The following is a 19609-nucleotide window of genomic DNA, read 5'->3' as shown; positions in this document are numbered from 1 at the left end:
GTAGTTACAACGGGGCAACTATCCGTTGTTTAGCCATATGATGGAGTTCATGCTTATTTTGCGAATGCATATTTATCTTCGGGTTACTTTGAATATGAGATGCTTAAAGATTTTAAAATAGCCTAAGCAGAGCGGAATACAAATTGTGACAACTTGCTAAATCATAAATATAGAAAAGCAAATCTTTTTAATGAATAATGAAATGGAGAATAAAAAACAGTAAAGGAGCAGAATATGGACGTTATAGGTTATATGCATCACTCAGATCTACTCCTAGAAGATGAACAAGGCGTAGCAATTATCGGTGGTGGGAACTACGTGCTCAGCATTGGAGATAAAGTCACATTACGGCAAAAAATAGATGAATTTTCTCAGCGTTATTTGGTCGATATCAGCTTTGCAAGTAATCAACATCAAACCACATGTCAGGACGAATGGTGCCTCAGATTTACAGGCGATCGAGCAGAACTTCGGCAATATATCACTGCAACCACTGTACACTAAGGTGGAATATCCAATACTGATAAAAACAGGCAACATTTAGTTGCCTTTTTTTGATGGTTAATTTTAGTCAAAAGTTAATATGCGCAAGAAAAGCGTGTTCTAAGTATTGATTTTGCTTAATGTATAAACGATATGAGGATCATTTATTTATAAAATAACGGGCATCACGAAGAAACACTTGTAGTGCATTAACTTTTAACTGGAATTTTAGTAAAATTTAGCAGTCCATATTATTTGCGTAGCTTTATTTAAAGCAGGAATGCGTAAATAATTTTTTAAAAAAGAGGAATAACACCGTGCTAGAAGCTTACCGCCAACACGTTGAAGAACGTGCCGCACTCGGAGTCCCACCGAAGCCACTTGACGATGCTCAAACAGCTGCATTAGTTGAATTATTAAAAAACCCACCAGCTGGCGAAGAAGCATTTTTAGTTGATTTACTAGAAAACCGTGTTCCAGCGGGTGTTGACCAAGCTGCATACGTTAAAGCTGCTTTCTTGGCTGCTTTGGCAAAAGGTGAAGCGACTTCTCCACTAGTAACTAAAGAACGTGCGGTTTACCTACTAGGTACTATGCTTGGTGGTTATAACGTTGCTCCTTTAGTTGCACTTCTTGATGATGCAGAGCTTGGTGAATTAGCTGCTGACGCACTTAAGAAAACTCTTCTTGTATTTGATGCCTTCCACGACGTTGCTGATAAAGCAAAAGCGGGCAATGCGAATGCACAAGCAGTTATGCAATCTTGGGCAGATGCTGAATGGTTCACTAGCCGTAAAGACGTTCCTGAAGAAATCAAACTTACAGTTTTCAAAGTAACTGGCGAAACGAACACAGACGACTTGTCACCTGCACAAGACGCGTGGAGCCGTCCAGACATTCCGTTACATGCTAACGCAATGCTTAAAAACGTACGTGACGGTATCAATCCAGAAGTTCCTGGCGAAGTTGGTCCACTTAGCCAAATCAAAGAGCTTATCGCGAAAGGCAACCAAGTTGCTTACGTAGGTGACGTTGTTGGTACTGGTTCTTCTCGTAAGTCAGCAACTAACTCTGTACTTTGGTTCTTTGGTGACGAAATTGCTCACATTCCGAACAAAAAAGATGGTGGTTATTGCTTAGGTTCTAAAATCGCTCCGATTTTCTTCAACACTATGGAAGATGCTGGTGCATTGCCAGTAGAAATCGATGTTCAAAACATGAACATGGGCGACGAAATCACGCTTAAAATCGACCACGCTGCTGCTAAAGTAACTGCGTTCAAAGACGGCGTTCAAATCGCTGAATCTGAACTTAAAACTCCAGTTCTTTTAGATGAAGTACGTGCTGGTGGCCGTATCAACCTTATCGTTGGTCGTGGTTTAACAACTAAAGCTCGTGAAGCTCTTGGTCTTGCACCTTCAACTTTATTCCGTACTCCAGTTCAACCTGCAGCTACTGGTAAAGGCTTCACTCAAGCTCAAAAAATGGTTGGTCGCGCTTGTGGTCTTCCTGAAGGTCAAGGTGTACTTCCAGGTACTTACTGTGAACCTAAAATGACGACCGTTGGTTCTCAAGATACAACAGGTCCAATGACTCGTGACGAACTTAAAGATCTTGCTTGCCTAGGCTTCTCTGCTGACCTAGTTATGCAATCTTTCTGTCATACAGCTGCGTATCCAAAACCAGTTGACGTTCAAATGCAGCACACGCTTCCTGATTTCATTATGAACCGTGGTGGTGTTTCTCTACGTCCAGGTGATGGTATTATCCACTCTTGGTTAAACCGTATGCTTCTTCCAGATACAGTTGGTACTGGTGGTGACTCGCATACTCGTTTCCCAATCGGTATTTCTTTCCCAGCGGGTTCTGGTCTTGTAGCGTTTGCTGCTGCAACTGGCGTTATGCCACTAGACATGCCTGAGTCTGTTCTTGTTAAGTTCAAAGGTAAAATGCAACCTGGTATCACTCTACGTGACCTAGTACATGCGATTCCTTACGTTGCGATCCAAGAAGGCGACTTAACTGTAGAGAAAAAAGGTAAGAAGAACATCTTCTCTGGCCGTATCCTTGAGATCGACCTTACAGAAATGGAAACTGACCTTACTGTTGAGCAAGCGTTCGAACTTTCTGACGCTTCTGCTGAACGTTCTGCTGCTGGTTGTTCTATCACGCTTTCTGAAGAGAAAGTTGCTGAATACCTTAAATCAAACATTACTATGTTGAAATGGATGATTTCTGAAGGTTATGGCGATGCTCGTACTATGGCGCGCCGTGTAGAAAACATGGAGAAATGGTTAGCGAACCCAAGCCTAATCAAAGCAGATCCAGATGCTGAATACACTAAAGTGTATGAAATTGACCTTTCTACAATTACTGAACCAGTTCTTTGCTGCCCGAACGACCCAGATGACGCTAAATTGCTTTCTGACGTTGCTGGTACAAAAATTGACGAAGTATTCGTTGGTTCATGTATGACTAACATTGGTCACTTCCGTGCGGCTGGTAAACTTCTAGACAAAGTTCCTGGTGGTTCTTTATCTACTCGTCTATGGTTGGCTCCTCCAACTCGTATGGACGAACGTCAATTGATGGAAGAAGGTTTCTATAACATCTATGGTAAAGCTGGCGCTCGTACAGAAATGCCAGGTTGTTCATTATGTATGGGTAACCAAGCACGTGTAGCTCCGAACACTACTTGTGTATCGACTTCTACTCGTAACTTCCCGAACCGTCTAGGTCAAGGTGCGAACGTTTACTTAGCTTCTGCTGAGCTTGCTTCTGTTGCTGCTGTACTTGGTAAATTACCAACTCCAGCTGAGTACCAAGAATACGCAGCTCAAATTGATAGCATGTCTGCCGACATCTACCAATACTTAAGCTTCGACAAAATGAGCGACTATACTGACGCTTCTAAAGATGTTGATACTAAGAAAATTGCTGCTGCTCAATTAAGCTAAGTTATTGAAAAATAATTTTAATTGAGTTAAAAATAAGGGCTGATTAATCAGCCCTTATTTTTTGAGAATAATTATTAATGGAATTATCAAATTTATCAGTTTGGTTTTTTAGTACATTAGGTTCTACAGGTTTGCTTGTTGGCATTGGATATTTGTCTAAAGATATTATTTTTAAGTACTATGAAAAGAAAATTAATATTAAATTTGAAAAAGAAATGGAAGAATTTCGACAAAAAATAAGAGAAAAAGACAGTCATGTAGCGTTAATAAATAATTATTTAACTGATTTAGAAACAAATCGTTCAAAAGTAAGAAATGATAAGCAATTAATTGCTGCGGAAGATTGTTTAAAATTAATAAAAATATTTAATAAAACAAATTTCCTGATTCAAATGCTAATAAGAATTAATTTTAAAAAAGTATATGCTGAAAAAAGAGAATTAGAATTACAAGAGGTTGGTGAGCAGCTATACCGTGACTGTAATATTGAAAATATTTTAAAAGAAATTAAAGACTTAAATAGTCATTTTATAGACCTTTATTTAGATCATGAAAGTTTAAATAGTTTGCGTATTTTTCAGGGAATAACAGTTACTGCAATAACATTAATAGCGGCTTTTAAAGACAAAACTACAGAATTTTTAAAAAAAGAAGATAAAGAACTTGTTGAATTAATAATTAAATACTTACCAAGTACTAAAAGTTCCTTTGAGAAATATGGTGACGAGTATATGTTTATTTGGCACGATTATTTTTATGAGAAAACTTTAATCTCATTACGTAGTTTTGTTAGTGGTGAAAAAATAAATGATGATATCGTCAATATTCAAAAAATAACAATGACAACTAGAAAAATTTATAATAATTTACCTGATGATTTAAAATTTCAAAGAAGTTGAAGTAATCAATGCTCAAACAATCCCGCTTTCTCTGCATAGGTGGTTTCCTTAACGGAACTCAAGTCAAAGACCAAGGTGACAGCTTTGTCTGTGTCGAAAATGGCAAACAGGTGAATTACTTCAAAAAAGAAATCTTTAACCAAGATGCGTGGGACCAAGATTACTATGTATGTGAAACCACCAGTGATAAAGAGGCGCATAACTGGGTATTCGACATAAAATAATATCTCAAAAATCTTTATATTCAGTCATAAATAACCAATGCTCAGCACATCACATACGCTGAGCATTTTTATTTATTTCACTTATTAGGCTTCAAAAATGTGTAGTAGAAGAAGGGGGGTAAATAGCTTACTTACATTTTTCTAGCTGAAAAAACTCCAATGATTATGTAAAAAGGTAAATAAAATTGAGCACTTAAGATTAAATTATGAATTATGAGCTAGATGCTTTTTTGACAATTGTCGTGGCGGTATTGGTTTTATTTATCGGTTATTTCTTCGTACATAAAATTTCCATCCTGAAAAAATACAACATTCCTGAACCAGTGGCAGGTGGTCTAGTTGCAGCGGTAATTACTTTTATATTATTTAAAAACTTTAATATCACCGTAAATTTTGATGCCAAAATTCAGCAAATATTCATGCTGATGTTCTTTACCTCTGTAGGTTTGAGCGCAAGTCTTGGAAAACTCAAAGAAGGCGGAAAAGCACTGGTACTGTTTTTAGGTTGTGTGATTGTATTTGTCATGCTGCAAAACATCGTCGGTATCAGCTTGGCCAAAGTTTTGGGACTTGATCCACTCATCGGCTTAATTACAGGTTCCGTAACACTTACAGGTGGTCACGGTACAGCAGGCGCATGGGGTACAGTCTTTGAACAAGATCATGGTATACAAGGTGCAGTCGTACTCGGTATGGCAAGTGCAACCTTCGGCTTGGTGATTGGCGGCATGATGGGCGGGCCAGTGGCGAAATTCCTCATCCGCCGTTTTCAGTTGGCAGAAGAACTTGTACCGACATCAGGGCGTAATGAAGCACCGCCTGCATCTGAAACGGCACCATTCGAATATCCTGAAAAAACTCGTTTAATTACCGCAGATGATGCCGTCAAAACGATGGGGATGTTTGCCATCTGTATCAGCTTTGCTTATTTCATGACAGAGTTTGCTCGTGGACAGTGGTTTGAATTACCTACCTTCGTTTGGGCTTTAGCGTGTGGTGTATTTTTAAGAAACACCCTTGAACTTGGCTTTAAAATTGAAATGTTTGATCGCTGTATCGATGTATTTGGTAACGCATCCTTGGCATTATTTTTATCCATGGCGCTGATGTCATTGCAACTCTGGTTATTGGCAAATCTTGCAGGCCCACTGGTGATTATTTTACTGGTACAAACCCTCGTTTTAGCACTGTATCTGTACTTTGTAACTTTTAGGATCATGGGAAAAAGCTATGACGCAGCCGTACTTTGTGCAGGGCAGTGCGGCGTAAACCTCGGTGCAACACCGACAGCGATTGCCAATATTCAGGCAGTGACCAATACCTATGGACCTTCACATAAAGCCTTTTTGATTATACCTTTGACAGGGGCGTTTTTTGTAGACATTGTCAATGCTGTGGTCATTCAGATAACGATAGGCTTCTTCGGTTAAAGCTGTATATACTGCTTAAAAAATGCTAAAGCATCTAGAGAGGGTGCTTCAGCATTTCATTTTTCACCATCTTATTGATCAAGAATAATTAACAATGAAAGCTTTAAAATATCATTTGCCTTACATCAAATTGTGCATGCTATTTGTATTAACAGTACTTCCATTTTCTATAACCTTTTCAGCCGAAATTGATGTCCAAAAGACCATCATTCAAGCGAAAAATAACGATAAACAGGCGCTGTATGATTTGGCTGTACTGAAACATATGGGGCTAGAAGGTGTGGAGATTAATCTGCCCGAAGCCATAGCGTTGTATAAACGTGCTTCTGCCTTAGGGCACCGCTCTGCAAATCAAAATTTGGGATTGATATATTACAAAGGTGTCGGTGTAAAAGTAGATTATGTGGAAGCTGCAAAATGGTTTGAGATTGGTGCTGAAAGAAATTTAGAAGACTCAAAGCGTATGCTTTTGATCATGAATAAATATGAACTCATTCCAAGGAATGAGAAAAAATTGGAAAGTCTTTTAATTGAATTTGCAAATAAAGGCAAGCAAGAAGATATCGAACAATTGGCCGACTATTATTACTATACGAAGCAAAATATGCAGCTTGCTGAAAAGCCAACAATGTTGTTGGCTGAACAAGGCTTGGCTCAATATCAGTCCCGTTTGGGTATGATTTATTATCAAGGTATTGACGCAAAGCCTGATTATAAAAAGGCTTATCCGTGGTTTTTAAAGGCTGCGGAAGCAAATGATTTGAACGGAAAAATTAGCGTAGCAAGTTTTTATTTAGGTGGGCTAGGCGTACAGCAAGATTTTGAAAAAGCTGCTGCATGGTTTAATTCGGCTTATGAGCAAGACCCTGTGAAAACATGTGAAATTCACAGTCTCGTTCTGTCAGAATTGAACAATGAAACACAACAATGTGAGCTGAGTAGAAAACAATAAAAAGCCCCGTGGTTAGGGGCTAGTCGTATCACTCGCGTGATACTCATATAAGGCTCATCTCATACTGTGTATATTAAAGCATAAAATTGAAAAAAATGTTGAGTAAATTGACATTTAAAACTTTGTTGTTTTAGGAAAAAGCGATCGCTATACTTTGCCATGAACATTTGTTCAATTCACTATAACCATAAAGAACTATATTGATGAAAGAATATAAAGTTGTTATCTATCAAGAAGGTATGCTGGGATCTTTGCTGCTTGGCTCTTCAAAAGTTGATCCTGTTAAATTCACCAATTTTTTAAATCAAAATGCACAGCAAGGCTGGGCTGTGATTACGATGGAAAAGGATATCCGTCGTATGCTGCTTTTTTGGAAGCGCGAAGCTTATGTAGTTGTTTTGGAGAGAGAAAAATGAAATACGGTGTCTTTAGTGCACTTATTATTTCAGTTTTATGGGGTTTATTAGCCATCGCTCAATTATGGTTTGAGTTGCTCAGTGTCGAAGTATTTACCAAACTAACCGTCACAGTAGCGATCTTAGAAGCCATCATTATTATTGCAACATTGGTCATACGTGAGTATTTGACAGATAAAAAATTGAAAAAAGATGGCTATATAGATTAGAACACATAAATAGGGCAATTGAGTGCTGAACTCAATTGCCCTTAAATTTTAAAGTCATCTTATAGATTAGATCTATATGGGCTCATTACTCAATCATCATTAGGTCAGCACTGCTGGCAGATTTTAATTGTCGTAGCGCAAAAATAGAGCGGGTATGGCGTATACCTTTCATAGAATATAAATTTTTACGTAAAAAACGCTCATAGTGTTCAGCATTTTTAACTGCAACTTTCACCAAATAATCATAATCGCCAGTGACTAAATGTGCTTCTACTACTTCTGGCATATTGGCTAAAGTTTCACTAAATTGATCTAAAATTTCATCGTCGTGACGTTCTAATGTAATTTCAATAAAGAATAATTCATTGATCCCAATCGATTTTGGGTTGATGTTGGCTGTATAGCCGTCGATAATTTTTAAATTTTCTAGACGCTTTAAGCGTGTCCAACACGGCGAAGAGGAGAGACCAACACGTTCAGAAAGCTGGGCTATGGTGAGTCGTCCATCTTCTCTTAATGCGGATAATATTAAACGATCAATTCTGTCGAGGTTGTGTCGTGCTTCACTCATGCCAAAATAGAATATAATTGAGAAAAAATAGTTATATCATTTTTTGCAATGGTCGGCTGAAGAAAATAAGTACACTTGGACGTTCAGTGCAGATTTTAAAGATAGAAAATAGAATATGTAAGCTGTCAGGCAGTTTGAATGAATCTAAAAGTAGAAATTATTGTGCAGTCCATAAAAAGACCACTCAGCCGGATTACTGACTGAGTGGCAAAAACTTAAGCGTGTAACTGTTGTTCAATGATCGGCCATAGGTTTTGATGTGACGATTTAAACATCAACATATGTCCGATGGCTTTATGACCTGTTTCTTTCGGTTTTAACTCAAGCATTTGAGTCGAAGCATTCGGGTATAAGCGCAGCAAGTCTTTGACATTGGCTTCCGTGGCAATTTCGTCATCGGAGCTCCATACGGCAGTGATCGGGCAGCTCACTTGTTGATGAAAATCATGCTGAACAGTTTTGCCTAAGGCATTGATGACATAACCAGGTTTGCTACAAAATTCAGCCCATTCACGAGCTACATCTTTTGGCAAATTTTCACCCATGCCAATTGCATTGGTCGGGCCATAGCCAATGGTATAGCGTGCAATCGGGAAGATCACATTAAACATCACTGGAGCTAAAAGTTTGGTACGACCTTTAAGTTTTTTTACATGACCTGTAGAGCCAGAAACAGCAACCACTTTGGCAACTTTGTCAAAATTTGGCACGATACCTAATAATTGTCCGCCTGCGCTATGACCGAGTAATATGACTTTAGGCGCTTGCGTTTTACTGATCAAGGCGTCGATTGCCGCAGGGATATCAAGCTGCCCCCATTGCACAATACTTGCTGTCGATTCTTTTAGAGGGCTGTGTAGCGACTCACCAATACCACGAAAATCAAAAACTAAAACGTCATAGCCTTGTTGGCTCAACCATGTTGCATAACTATTATAAAATTGCTTGGTAATGCCTGTGGCTGGACAAATCAACACAGGTAAAACCTGTTTGAGCTCTGTCTGGTGCGGATAATAGCGCGCACTCAGTGAATAGCCGTCTTGGCAATGAATCGTGAGTTTTTCAGATGATGACATGATTCAAACTTCATGGGTGTGTTCCGATGACTCTAATTTACACAAGTTCCAAAAAGAAACCTGAAAAGAGTATGACTCTAAAGTCATGTCATAACAGGTTTGAAGCAAGTACTATTGCAGTAGAAATACAGATAAAAATAATGCGTGTAATTGAACAATGGATGTAAATTAAAAATGGACATGCTTCAACTTTCGGGTGCAGTAAAAATTGCGATAGTCTTTAGTGGGATTTATTTATGGGTAGGTATGCTCACGGGTGTGTGGAAATATGCACAAATAAGACAGTCTGAACTGGCACGTGCGCATTATTATGTCGATATAGCACATCGGAGCAGTTTGTTATACGCCCCAGCGACACTCATTTTGGCGGTATTGGCCTATTTTTCAGCACTTCCTCACGCGCTCAATTTACTCTTTGTAATCATTAATTTGTTCTTTTTTAGTTTTTCGATTTTAAGCTATGTACTGCATGGCTTTTTAGCCGATACCACCAATCAATTTAAAGTCCCGCACGTCTTAGGTAAGTGGCATTTGCCTAAATGGATGATGAGTATGGCAATGCTTGGATTGGTGATAGGCGAGTTAATTGCAACACTCGGTTTGCTCTTTGGAGTCATTGTTAAATTTTGGTTTTAAGCAAAGTATATGAATCAGAAATAGTATCAATTAGATTGGAGGCTAATCAGGAGATAAACGCTTTTAAAGTGCAGACGATGGCTATGTAGAAGAATTTATAAAAACAAAATTTGAAGTTAAATAGAATCGAAAATTCATGAGAAAAGGCTGATGATTTTCTGGTTATTTTAGGGATTATTTGTATTGTTATTTAAAAAGGATTAAATGATCGAGAAGGTAGGGATTGGCATCTTTTCTTTTTTCAAGATGGATGATGCCTCATCCATCTTCTAACTTAAAATTCTGTTGATTTTTGCTTTCGATATTTGTGGTCAATGACTGCCCATAAATAAAAGGCCACCGAGACAATAAGCGCATAAGCAAAGTATTCAGGTCTTAAATTTCCTTGGATTAAGCCTTGAATAAGTAGTGTCAGCATGAGAGCAATAGTGGTGCTTGTATAGGTCACCATGTTCTTATTTGCCTTCAGAGCGTTAATGAAGAATTGCTTTTTGAAATGTACTGATAACATCTCCACCCCTCCGTGTTGTTGTTTCGCCAAAACCCATGATTTTGGTCAGGTTTGAACTACTGTTGTACTTCGAAACTAGAAGTATTTCAATAGTAAATGTCATTATTTTGTCATAAAACTATGTTAGATCATCATATAAGAATAATCATTTTATTCATATACTAAATATTATGAATCTAAAGGTGTTGGCTGGTAAGTAAAATGGTCGATGCATAATATCTATGTATGAATAAGCAATATATATACCAACACGGGTATATCGGCTTTATGACACGAAACCGCCTAGCTTACAGTCTGAATCGGGTTTAATCATGGAGTTTGTGTACGGTGTATTTTGCAGAAAGTATTTGTATTTTAACTATTATTATATTTTGTAGCCAAAGGGCTGGATTTTTTTCTCATCATGAAAATAAAACTTTATTTAAAAGTTCAATGACTTAGGATTTTTGCGCTGTAGTGGGACAAATAAATGTCAGTTTGGGTAAAACTCGACAATTATTGGTCACAGGTAAAATCGTCATTCGGGTAAAACTCCGATTTTAGACAGGTCAAAAAAGGTTATTTTTTAACTTTATCAATTACAGCAGCAATAATCAGCACAATCACTGATGGCATCAGCCATGCTAAATTTTGTTGAGCAAGTGGTAGATTGGCAATAACGCTTGGAAGTGCATCTTCGAAACCAGCCACTTTTAAACCATCAAAAATGCCGAAAATAAACGCACATGCGGTAACAGGCGCAATAACTCTTGATGGTGAAATAAACCATTTAGAGCAGAAGCTAAGTAGGATAACTGCAATCGCAGGTGGATAAATCGCACTTAAAACAGGCACTGAAACGGCAATGAGTTTGGTTAAACCTAAGTTTGAAATCAGCAGTGAGAAACCAACTAAAATGAACACAAAAACTTTGTATGGAATTTTAGTCAATTCTGAGAAATATTCAGCACATGCGCAGGTTAAGCCAATCGCGGTCACCATACATGCAACAAAGATCATTGCAGATAGGAAATAAGCGCCCATATCACCAAAAGCATGTTGTACATATGCATGCAGGATCACTGCACCATTTGTTGCATTTGGAGCAATATCATGGCTGCCCATACCGAGTTTGAATAAGCTGATATAAACCAGGGTAAGACCAATACCAGAAATAATACTGGCAATGACAGCATATTTGGTGACGAGCTTACTATCCGTTACGCCGCGTGAAGTAATGGCTTTGACGATCACAATACCAAAAACTAAAGCGCCTAGTGTATCCATGGTTAAATAACCATTTACTACACCTTCAGAAACTGGTGCAGTTACGTAGTTATCAATTGCAGGTGGAATCACACCGGCAGGGATAAAGAACGCAGAGATACCCAGTATAACGAGGCCTAAAATCTTGAGTGGTGAAAGGAAATAACCTACGGTATCTAAAATTTTATTTGGGTAAAGTGAAACAATCGTCACCAATGCAAAATAAATCACGCTATAAATCAGCAGACTGTTTGCGCTGTTACCAAAATAAGAAGAGAAACCAATTTCATAAGAAACGGTAGCTGTACGAGGTGTTGCAAATAAAGGTCCAACAGCTAAGTAACACGCGACAGTAAGGATAATGCTGGCTGCTTTACCCAGAGGTGAACTTAAAACTTGAATAGAACCTTCTACACGCGACAAAGCAATAATCGTGATGACAGGTAGGCCAACTGCAGTGATCAAGAAACCAAATGCAGCTAACCAAACATGTTCACCCGCTTGCTGTGCGACAATTGGTGGGAAAATAATGTTACCTGCACCAATAAACAGTGCGAAGGTCATAAAACCTAAGGCAACAATATCCCGTGTACGAAGACTTGTCATAAAGGGGAGATGAACTGTGAAAAAAGGCAATTTTAGTGCAATTAAGCTCGTTTTTGGAGCAAAATTTATAAATGGTATAGATAGTTTTTATAATACGAATCATGAATATATTGACAGATAAAATAATGTTTTATTTATGTTTATGATAAATAAAAGAAATTTATTGTATATAAATTTTTTATAGGAATAAGTTTAGCTATTAAGATTTATCAGATATAAATCAATTGTTCTAATTTTCAGCACTAAATAGGATGCTATAAGCCGAATAAATGCAGAAATATTGGCTGAATAAAACAAAAAAAATCTAAAAGGTCTATAATTCGGTGTATTCAAATTTGAGGATATTCAGATGAAAGCTTCCAAAATCACGATTAAAACCGAGCAAGATATTGAAAAATTACGCATTTCAGGTCGTTTAGCTGCTCAGGTTTTAGAGATGATCGGGGAGTATGTCAAGCCGGGCGTGACCACTGAATATCTGGACGATATTTGTAATGATTTTATCGTCAACACACTTAAAGTGATTCCTGCCAATGTTGGCTACTATGGCTATACCAAAACCACCTGCATTTCACCGAATGAAGTGGTTTGTCATGGTATTCCTTCGAAAGAAACCGTATTGAAAGATGGTGACATTATCAATATTGATGTTGCCATCATTAAAGATGGTTATTTTGGTGATACCAGTCGTATGTACTATGTGGGTGAGGTTTCGCCTGCGGCTAAAAAGTTAGTCGAAACTACCTACGAAGCGATGGTTGCAGGGATTCATGCAGTTAAACCGGGAGCAACTTTGGGGGATGTAGGCTATGCCATTCAACAAGTTGCTCATCGTGAAGGCTACAGCATTGTACGTGAATATTGTGGTCACGGGATTGGTAAGGTTTATCATGAGCAACCAAGTGTTTTACACTATGGTCAACCTGGTCAAGGTGTTATTCTGAAAAAAGGCATGGTCTTTACCATTGAACCGATGATTAATAGCGGTAAAGCACGTACTAAAGAGTTAAAAGACGGCTGGACAGTAATTACTGCAGACCGTTCTTTATCGGCACAGTGGGAACATATGGTTGTTGTAACCGATACTGGTTTTGAGTTGTTATCTCCATGGCCAGAGGGTACAGGCGCATATCCCGCGATCTAAGCTCTGTAGTGTTGTTAATGCCATATCTACTGTGTCCAAATGATTGAAGTTAAATAAAATTATACAGTTGTATATATTTTGACTTTAGTCTAGGAGTTCGTGGTGATTATGGGCGTTATCGTTTTTAAGACTAACTACATTTCTCTAAGTCTTAATTTGTAAGGCTTTGCCTATAGCTCAAAAAATCAGTTAGAGCTATTAACGATTTAATAAAGATGTATTTTATTTATACAATAGCCCTACAGATTCTGCTGTAGTTTCTGATTTTACTTAATTTTTAAGTTTTCGCTTACCCATCACATGGGTAAGCTTTTTTTTGCTTAAAATTTAGCGTGTTCATGTTGGCTGAGTTTTTCAACTAAGTAATCAATGAATACACGTACAGCAGGTAGTAAGCCACGACGAGATGGATAAACTGCATGGAAAATACCATGTGCAGCTTTCCACTCAGGTAGTACACGAACCAAAGCACCTGATTTCACGTGATCGGACACAATACTGTCGGGTAATAACACCACGCCACAATCTTGGCAGGCCAGTGCAGCTAACATAGACAGGTCAGAGCCCATCACGGTTGGGTTAACTTTGATTTTTTTCTGATGATGCTGTGCATCGGTCACAATAATATGTTGATCGAGATGCTCATCCGCCATACTTAATATTTGATGCTGAGATAAATCTTCAGGTTGTTTGAGTTCACCAAATTTATTCAGATACGCCTGACTGGCAAATAAGTGCTGCTCAATCGTTTCAAATTTACGAATGACTAAATTAGGGTCGTCGTCTAGATTTGAACGTACACGTAGCGCAAGATCGAAGCCTTCATTAATGATATCTACGCGTCGATTGGTCACCATCATTTGCACTTTGATTTCTGGATATTGCTTTAAAAATTCAGGCAATATTTTGGTCATTTCATTTTGCGCGATGGAAACAGGTAAGCTGACTTTAATTAAGCCGCGCGGCTGCGTACTGAGATGATCAACCAAATCGTGTGCGGCTTGAGCGGCATTCATCATAACTTGTGCATGGCGGTAGATATTCATACCAATATCTGTAACAGCAAAATGTCGTGAACTACGTTGAATCAGGCGGACACCTAAACGTTCTTCTAAGTTATAGACCCGACGACTCAGTTTTGATTTTGGAATATCTGTTGCACGTTCGGCTGCACTAAAACCACCATGTTCGACCACTTGGGCAAAACAATAAAAATCATCTAGATCACTCAGCACTGTTCTTATTCCATATTTGCAACGATTTTGCTAATTAACTTGAATTGTTTCATGAAGTCAATCACGTTTTGTAGTTTTTCATGTGAGAAGATTGAGCAAAATTGCCAATACTAAAGTCGGGTTAACCTTGTAATCGTTTCACATTAGCATGACCAAACAATAAATGTGGTGTATACATCTTTTAAATAACCGAATTTGAAGGATGTGATTTGAGTGTCGTCCTGATATATTCAAATAAAAGACCATTATGAAAGAAATTCGACATTAAAGGACAATGTCATGGAATTAAGACATTTACGTTACTTTGTTGCCGTTGTAGAAGAACAGAGTTTTACGAAGGCTGCTGAAAAGCTATTTATTGCTCAACCTCCTTTAAGTCGTCAAATTCAAAATTTAGAAGAAGAGTTGGGGGCACAGCTTTTTGAGCGTGGCAGCCGTCCTTTAAGAACCACCACCATTGGACGTTTCTTTTATCAGCAAGCTGTGAAATTACTTTCCAATGCAGAAGAAATTAAGCTCATTACGCAGCGGGCCAGTGCTACAGAACGTACCATTAATATTGGGTATGGCGGTTCGTTACTCTGTGGTTTATTACCTCGAATTGTTTATTTGTTCCGTCAGCAATATCCACACTTAAATGTAAATTTAATTGAACTGAGTGCAGTCGATCAGATTCAGGCATTAAAAGAAGGTCGGGTTGATGCATGTTTTAGCCGAGTTCGAGTGTCGGATCAGGCGGTTAAACGTGTGCTATTGCGTGAAGAGCCACTAATTGTTGCGGTGCATTCGAGTCATCCTTTATCTTCACAGCAGCAGATTGCATTAAATAATCTCAAAGATGAGCAGATTTTTATTTATCCTGCAACGGATGGTCAAAGTTATGCAACGCTGATCAAGTCGTTGTTTTTAGAATATGGTATGGAGCCGAAACGCTTTAATACTCAAGCAGATTTGCAACAATCACTAGGCATGGTTGCCGCAGGCGAAGGCATTTGTATTGTTCCTGAATCTGTACAAATTATGCAGTTTAGGCATGTGAATTATGTGAGATTATCGGACAGTGCTGCCATTAGCCAAATTTATTTGATTGTGCGGAATGATGATGAAGGGGAATTGGCACGTCCTTTATTTGATTGTGTTTACCAAGTATATGATTTAGAAGCAATTGAATACGATCGTCGAGTTTTCTAACATTTGTTTTAAAATTAATATTGATGTTAATTTCGAAATTCAATTTTGAAGCAAACGCTTAAGTAACACCATTCTGCATAAAAAATAGGCTCATTCTTGAAAGTTTTGAGCCTATTTTTTTATTCAGTCTTATTAGATCGCTTGTTTTAAGAATTTGGTGATTTCACGGCTAAATTTGACTGGTTCACTGAGCAATGGCGTGTGTCCCGATTTTTTAAAAATGATTTGCTCTGCATTGGCTAGGCTATCAGCAATAATTTTTTGACCTTGAGCAGGATAGAGGATCGATTTTGCACCTGTGAAAAAAGTTGTTGGTGCGGTGAGTGCTGCAATGGCTTCACGATAATCTTCAGTATGGTTCAAATAATTTTGAATATACCAATATAAATAGGCCACACTTTGTGAGGGTAACATCAGCTTCTGTAATGTTGGTTTTTGGTATGCGAAACGGAAAGCGGATAATGCATAAGGATTGCTATTTTGTAAGTCTATGAACCTTAACCAAGCATCGACCAGACTTTGACGATCATGTTTATTCATCTGCTGTGCAAATGGCACGGAGAGGTTAGTTGCAAGTACCTTCGAGATGTCTTCTAAAATACTCAAAAACTCAGTGTGGCGTTTGCCATATAAACCATATTGCCAATCAGCATCCACTCGAATTTTAGGCGTTTGATCGATGTGCAAATAACGTTTAATTTTTTTGGCAAACTGACCGTATTTTAAACCGTGCATGGTGGTTGTTGCCCCCATGGAGTAAGCAATCACCGTGATTTTATCGTAACCAAGTTGGGAAACTAAGCTGTCAATATCTCGCCAATGGCTTGAAATGGTGTCCATATTTGGAATTTGACAATGTTTAGAGCCACCAAATCCACGCCAGTCTGGAATGATAAATTTAAAGTGTTTTCGGTGTTGATATAGAAAAGGGTGCCATTGCCAACTTTGCATGCCGAGTCCAGATAAAACCAGGATGGGTTCTCCTTGACCATATTCACGAACATACAGTTGTTGCAGATCGGGCATTGTATAATGTGGCATGCGGCTTCCTATTTATTTTTTGTTTTAGCGATTAAATTTATGCAACTGTGGAATGATGGTTTCGAGCCATTTGATCCAACCGATTTCCAAATCAATCCCAAGCTGTAAAATCATTTTATGAATGTACAAAGTACGGTCTTCATCATGCGCATGTGCAAAGTCTTTTGCAAAAATAGACTGGTACACTTTTAGTTTTTCTTTGTGAATTTCTAGATGACGTTCTAATTCGGGTAATACGCCATTTGTACCCAGCTGAGCTTCTGCACGTAAACGAACCATCAACTCTTCACGTAATTGAGCCGGAGGGCTTTGCTCAACCATCCAATTGGCTAATTCAACACGTCCAAGCTGTTCAACTTGGTAGGTTTTTTTACGGGTTGTACTGTGCTCATCTTCAATGGTGCTGATCCAGCCTTTTTGCAGCATGCCATTGAGTTCACGGTAGATTTGCTGATGTGTCGCATTCCAAAAAAAGCCCATAGAGCGGTCAAAACGGCGTGCAAGGTCAATTCCTGTGCTCGGTTTTTCAAGTAAGCTCGTGAGTAAAACATGGGCTAAAGACATATATGGCTCAGTCAAAATAGTTTTGTACTTTTTATTATGCAACATGTTGCATAAAAATCAAATCTCGCATATAAATTAGTGCAACAAGTTGCAAAAATCTTGTATGCGTAGATGGAAATAGAAAGCTTGTATACAAGCGAAGATAAAAATAGCCAGCTTTTCAGCACGCTAAGGAGAAAAAATGTCAAATTATCCAAATTTATTGGCACCACTAGATTTAGGTTTTACAACGCTAAAGAACCGTGTATTGATGGGTTCTATGCATATCGGCCTTGAAGAAGCACCGGGTGGCTATGAACGCATGGCTGCTTTTTATGCAGAACGTGCGAAAGGTGGTGTAGGTCTGATTGTAACCGGTGGTATTTCTCCCAATGATGATGGTGTGACATTTGCTGGTGGTTCAAAATTAGACTCTTTAGAAGAAGCAGAAAAACATAAAGTGATTACGCAGGCGGTACATGATGCTGGCGGTAAAATTGCGATGCAGATTTTGCATACAGGTCGCTACTCGTATCAAGCCAATAATGTTGCACCTTCATCTATTCAAGCACCAATTAACCCAGTAAAACCGCAAGCTTTAAGCACAGCAGACGTCGAACGCACAATCAATGATTTTGCCAAATGTGCTCAGTTAGCACAGACAGCGGGTTATGATGGTGTAGAGGTCATGGGGTCAGAAGGTTATTTAATTAATGAGTTTATTGCTGCACGTACCAACCACCGTGATGATGAATGGGGTGGCAGTTATGAAAACCGGATTCGTTTTCCAATTGAGATCGTGCGTCGTACGCGTGAATTAGTCGGTGAAAATTTTATTATTATTTACCGTCTTTCTATGCTGGATCTGGTTGAAGGTGGTTCGACTTTCGAAGAAGTTGTGCAACTTGCAAAAGCCATTGAAAAAGCCGGTGCAACTATTATCAATACCGGTATTGGTTGGCATGAAGCGCGTATTCCGACCATTGCAACCAAAGTGCCACGTGCTGCATTTACATGGGTGACCAAGAAATTAAAAGGTCTTGTGAATGTTCCTTTAATCACCTCAAACCGTATTAACACTCCTGAAATGGCTGAGCACGTACTTGCTTCGGGTGATGCAGATATGGTGTCCATGGCACGTCCAATGCTGGCTGACCCACGTTTTGTAGAAAAAGCAGAACAAGGTCGTAGTGATGAAATTAATACCTGTATTGGTTGTAACCAAGCCTGTCTAGATCATATTTTCTCGATGAAAATTGCAACATGTTTGGTTAACCCTCAAGCTTGCTATGAAACTGAACTGATTTTTAAAGAATCTGCACAGGTGAAAAATATTGCTGTGATTGGTGCGGGACCTGCAGGTTTAAGCTTTGCAACTTATGCTGCAGAGCGTGGTCATAACATAACTATTTTTGAAGCATCGAGCCAAATTGGTGGGCAGTTCAATATCGCGAAAACGATTCCTGGTAAAGAAGAGTTTTATGAAACGCTGCGTTATTTCAAACGCAAAATAGAACTATTGCCTCAGATTAAATTGGTATTGAACCATACAGCAACGTATGAAGAATTAGCTCAGTCTGATTTTGATGACATCGTGGTGGCGACGGGTGTAACACCGCGTCAGTTAGATATAGATGGTATTGATCATCCAAAAGTATTGAGCTATTTACAGGTATTACGTGAACGTCAACCTGTTGGCAAACGTGTAGCAATCATTGGTGCAGGCGGTATTGGTTTCGATACGGCTGAATATTTAACGCATGAAGGTGAAAGCGGTAGCCTCAATCCTGAGAAATTTTATGATGAATGGGGTATTGATACCACTTATGCGCAAGTCGGTGGCTTGAAACATCCAGACGTCGAAGAATCGCCGCGTGAAGTGTATTTATTGCAACGTAAGGCTAAATCGGTTGGTGCTGGCTTAGGTAAAACCACGGGTTGGATTCACCGTACAGGTTTGAAACACCGCGATGTGAAAATGATTGCGGGTGCAAGCTACGACAAAATTGATGATCAAGGTTTGCATATTACCGTTGATGGTCAATCACGTATTTTAGATGTTGATCATGTGGTGATTTGTGCAGGTCAGGAATCCTATACCGCGATGTATGAACAGCTACAAGCAGATGGGAAAAATGTGCATTTGATTGGTGGTGCGAAAGAAGCAGGTGAGTTAGATGCTAAACGTGCCATTCGTCAAGGTGCAGATTTGGCTGCGGTGATTTAATCAGCCTCATACT

At 38.7% G+C, this 19609-nt stretch carries 19 protein-coding genes; 12 read left to right on the top strand and 7 right to left on the bottom strand.

All coding sequences use genetic code 11. The features are described from left to right. Positions 1-234 precede the first annotated feature (234 nt). From FTT92_RS11000 to FTT92_RS10965, 8 genes are all read left to right on the top strand, one after another. Entirely contained in the window at positions 235-504 is a 270-nt protein-coding gene (locus FTT92_RS11000; RefSeq protein WP_180172127.1) for a hypothetical protein, read from the top strand. A gap of 296 nt (positions 505-800) precedes the next feature. After that, positions 801-3440, top strand: a complete 2640-nt coding sequence (locus FTT92_RS10995; RefSeq protein ID WP_180131839.1) for a bifunctional aconitate hydratase 2/2-methylisocitrate dehydratase — start codon at positions 801-803, stop codon at positions 3438-3440. 77 nt (positions 3441-3517) lie between these two features. Then, a complete protein-coding gene (locus tag FTT92_RS10990) occupies positions 3518-4339 on the top strand; it encodes a hypothetical protein (protein WP_180172126.1) in 822 nt (273 codons plus the stop codon). A gap of 8 nt (positions 4340-4347) precedes the next feature. After that, positions 4348-4563, top strand: coding sequence for a hypothetical protein (locus FTT92_RS10985; RefSeq protein WP_180172125.1), 216 nt, complete (start codon positions 4348-4350; stop codon positions 4561-4563). A 206-nt stretch (positions 4564-4769) separates the two neighbouring features. Then, entirely contained in the window at positions 4770-5993 is a 1224-nt protein-coding gene (gltS, locus tag FTT92_RS10980) for a sodium/glutamate symporter (RefSeq protein WP_180172124.1), read from the top strand. 94 nt (positions 5994-6087) lie between these two features. Beyond that, positions 6088-6945: a tetratricopeptide repeat protein gene (locus tag FTT92_RS10975; protein WP_180172123.1), complete on the top strand. Its 858-nt coding sequence runs from the start codon at positions 6088-6090 to the stop codon at positions 6943-6945. Between the two features lie 203 nt (positions 6946-7148). Continuing rightward, positions 7149-7361: a DUF4177 domain-containing protein gene (locus tag FTT92_RS10970; RefSeq protein ID WP_078193931.1), complete on the top strand. Its 213-nt coding sequence runs from the start codon at positions 7149-7151 to the stop codon at positions 7359-7361. Continuing rightward, positions 7358-7570, top strand: a complete 213-nt coding sequence (locus tag FTT92_RS10965) for a hypothetical protein (RefSeq protein WP_180004964.1) — start codon at positions 7358-7360, stop codon at positions 7568-7570. The genes FTT92_RS10970 and FTT92_RS10965 overlap by 4 nt, the downstream gene beginning before the upstream one ends. 85 nt (positions 7571-7655) lie before the next feature. On the opposite strand, the gene FTT92_RS10960 is transcribed toward FTT92_RS10965, so the two are convergent. Both FTT92_RS10960 and FTT92_RS10955 read right to left on the bottom strand, forming a co-directional pair. Beyond that, complete coding sequence (locus FTT92_RS10960; protein WP_078188537.1) at positions 7656-8141, bottom strand: Lrp/AsnC family transcriptional regulator; 486 nt, start codon at positions 8139-8141, stop codon at positions 7656-7658. Between the two features lie 215 nt (positions 8142-8356). Next, positions 8357-9217: an alpha/beta fold hydrolase gene (locus tag FTT92_RS10955; protein WP_180172122.1), complete on the bottom strand. Its 861-nt coding sequence runs from the start codon at positions 9215-9217 to the stop codon at positions 8357-8359. A 174-nt stretch (positions 9218-9391) separates the two neighbouring features. On the opposite strand from FTT92_RS10955, the gene FTT92_RS10950 reads away from it, so the two are divergent. Beyond that, complete coding sequence (locus tag FTT92_RS10950; protein WP_180133157.1) at positions 9392-9853, top strand: hypothetical protein; 462 nt, start codon at positions 9392-9394, stop codon at positions 9851-9853. Positions 9854-10127: 274 nt separating this feature from the next. On the opposite strand, the gene FTT92_RS10945 is transcribed toward FTT92_RS10950, so the two are convergent. Both FTT92_RS10945 and brnQ read right to left on the bottom strand, forming a co-directional pair. After that, entirely contained in the window at positions 10128-10364 is a 237-nt protein-coding gene (locus FTT92_RS10945; RefSeq protein ID WP_078188534.1) for a hypothetical protein, read from the bottom strand. Between the two features lie 558 nt (positions 10365-10922). Further along, complete coding sequence (gene brnQ / locus FTT92_RS10940) at positions 10923-12215, bottom strand: branched-chain amino acid transport system II carrier protein (protein ID WP_111884967.1); 1293 nt, start codon at positions 12213-12215, stop codon at positions 10923-10925. A 349-nt stretch (positions 12216-12564) separates the two neighbouring features. Here brnQ and map point away from each other — a divergent pair, with 349 nt between their 5' ends. Then, the gene (gene map, locus FTT92_RS10935) at positions 12565-13359 is read left to right on the top strand and encodes a type I methionyl aminopeptidase (protein ID WP_078188532.1); all 795 of its coding nucleotides are present in this window, start codon (positions 12565-12567) and stop codon (positions 13357-13359) included. A 320-nt stretch (positions 13360-13679) separates the two neighbouring features. Here map and FTT92_RS10930 read toward each other — a convergent pair whose 3' ends face one another. Continuing rightward, positions 13680-14594 carry a LysR substrate-binding domain-containing protein gene (locus FTT92_RS10930; protein WP_078188531.1) on the bottom strand — a complete coding sequence of 305 codons (915 nt, stop codon included), beginning with the start codon at positions 14592-14594 and terminating at the stop codon, positions 13680-13682. A 279-nt stretch (positions 14595-14873) separates the two neighbouring features. Between FTT92_RS10930 and FTT92_RS10925 the strand changes: the two genes are divergently transcribed. Beyond that, on the top strand, positions 14874-15785 hold the full coding sequence (locus FTT92_RS10925) for a LysR family transcriptional regulator (RefSeq protein WP_180172121.1): 912 nt from the start codon (positions 14874-14876) through the stop codon (positions 15783-15785). Between the two features lie 132 nt (positions 15786-15917). Here FTT92_RS10925 and FTT92_RS10920 read toward each other — a convergent pair whose 3' ends face one another. Further along, the gene (locus FTT92_RS10920) at positions 15918-16826 is read right to left on the bottom strand and encodes an alpha/beta fold hydrolase (RefSeq protein ID WP_180172120.1); all 909 of its coding nucleotides are present in this window, start codon (positions 16824-16826) and stop codon (positions 15918-15920) included. Positions 16827-16850: 24 nt separating this feature from the next. Continuing rightward, a complete protein-coding gene (locus tag FTT92_RS10915; protein ID WP_078194002.1) occupies positions 16851-17390 on the bottom strand; it encodes a PadR family transcriptional regulator in 540 nt (179 codons plus the stop codon). A gap of 181 nt (positions 17391-17571) precedes the next feature. On the opposite strand from FTT92_RS10915, the gene FTT92_RS10910 reads away from it, so the two are divergent. Next, a complete protein-coding gene (locus FTT92_RS10910; RefSeq protein ID WP_180035779.1) occupies positions 17572-19596 on the top strand; it encodes an NADPH-dependent 2,4-dienoyl-CoA reductase in 2025 nt (674 codons plus the stop codon). The last annotated feature ends 13 nt before the right edge of the window (positions 19597-19609 follow it).

This window comes from Acinetobacter sp. YH12023, from assembly GCF_013420135.1.
GTDB lineage: Bacteria > Pseudomonadota > Gammaproteobacteria > Pseudomonadales > Moraxellaceae > Acinetobacter > Acinetobacter amyesii.
This window is presented reverse-complemented; position numbering and strand designations above follow the sequence as displayed.

Coding starts and splice junctions, on each gene's coding strand:
- FTT92_RS11000 (WP_180172127.1), top strand. CDS start 235: ATGGACGTTATAGGTTATATGCATCACTCAGATCTACTCCTAGAAGAT.
- FTT92_RS10990 (WP_180172126.1), top strand. CDS start 3,518: ATGGAATTATCAAATTTATCAGTTTGGTTTTTTAGTACATTAGGTTCT.
- FTT92_RS10985 (WP_180172125.1), top strand. CDS start 4,348: ATGCTCAAACAATCCCGCTTTCTCTGCATAGGTGGTTTCCTTAACGGA.
- gltS (WP_180172124.1), top strand. CDS start 4,770: ATGAATTATGAGCTAGATGCTTTTTTGACAATTGTCGTGGCGGTATTG.
- FTT92_RS10975 (WP_180172123.1), top strand. CDS start 6,088: ATGAAAGCTTTAAAATATCATTTGCCTTACATCAAATTGTGCATGCTA.
- FTT92_RS10970 (WP_078193931.1), top strand. CDS start 7,149: ATGAAAGAATATAAAGTTGTTATCTATCAAGAAGGTATGCTGGGATCT.
- FTT92_RS10965 (WP_180004964.1), top strand. CDS start 7,358: ATGAAATACGGTGTCTTTAGTGCACTTATTATTTCAGTTTTATGGGGT.
- FTT92_RS10960 (WP_078188537.1), bottom strand. CDS start 8,141: ATGAGTGAAGCACGACACAACCTCGACAGAATTGATCGTTTAATATTA.
- FTT92_RS10955 (WP_180172122.1), bottom strand. CDS start 9,217: ATGTCATCATCTGAAAAACTCACGATTCATTGCCAAGACGGCTATTCA.
- FTT92_RS10950 (WP_180133157.1), top strand. CDS start 9,392: ATGGACATGCTTCAACTTTCGGGTGCAGTAAAAATTGCGATAGTCTTT.
- FTT92_RS10945 (WP_078188534.1), bottom strand. CDS start 10,364: ATGTTATCAGTACATTTCAAAAAGCAATTCTTCATTAACGCTCTGAAG.
- brnQ (WP_111884967.1), bottom strand. CDS start 12,215: ATGACAAGTCTTCGTACACGGGATATTGTTGCCTTAGGTTTTATGACC.
- map (WP_078188532.1), top strand. CDS start 12,565: ATGAAAGCTTCCAAAATCACGATTAAAACCGAGCAAGATATTGAAAAA.
- FTT92_RS10925 (WP_180172121.1), top strand. CDS start 14,874: ATGGAATTAAGACATTTACGTTACTTTGTTGCCGTTGTAGAAGAACAG.
- FTT92_RS10920 (WP_180172120.1), bottom strand. CDS start 16,826: ATGCCACATTATACAATGCCCGATCTGCAACAACTGTATGTTCGTGAA.
- FTT92_RS10915 (WP_078194002.1), bottom strand. CDS start 17,390: ATGTCTTTAGCCCATGTTTTACTCACGAGCTTACTTGAAAAACCGAGC.
- FTT92_RS10910 (WP_180035779.1), top strand. CDS start 17,572: ATGTCAAATTATCCAAATTTATTGGCACCACTAGATTTAGGTTTTACA.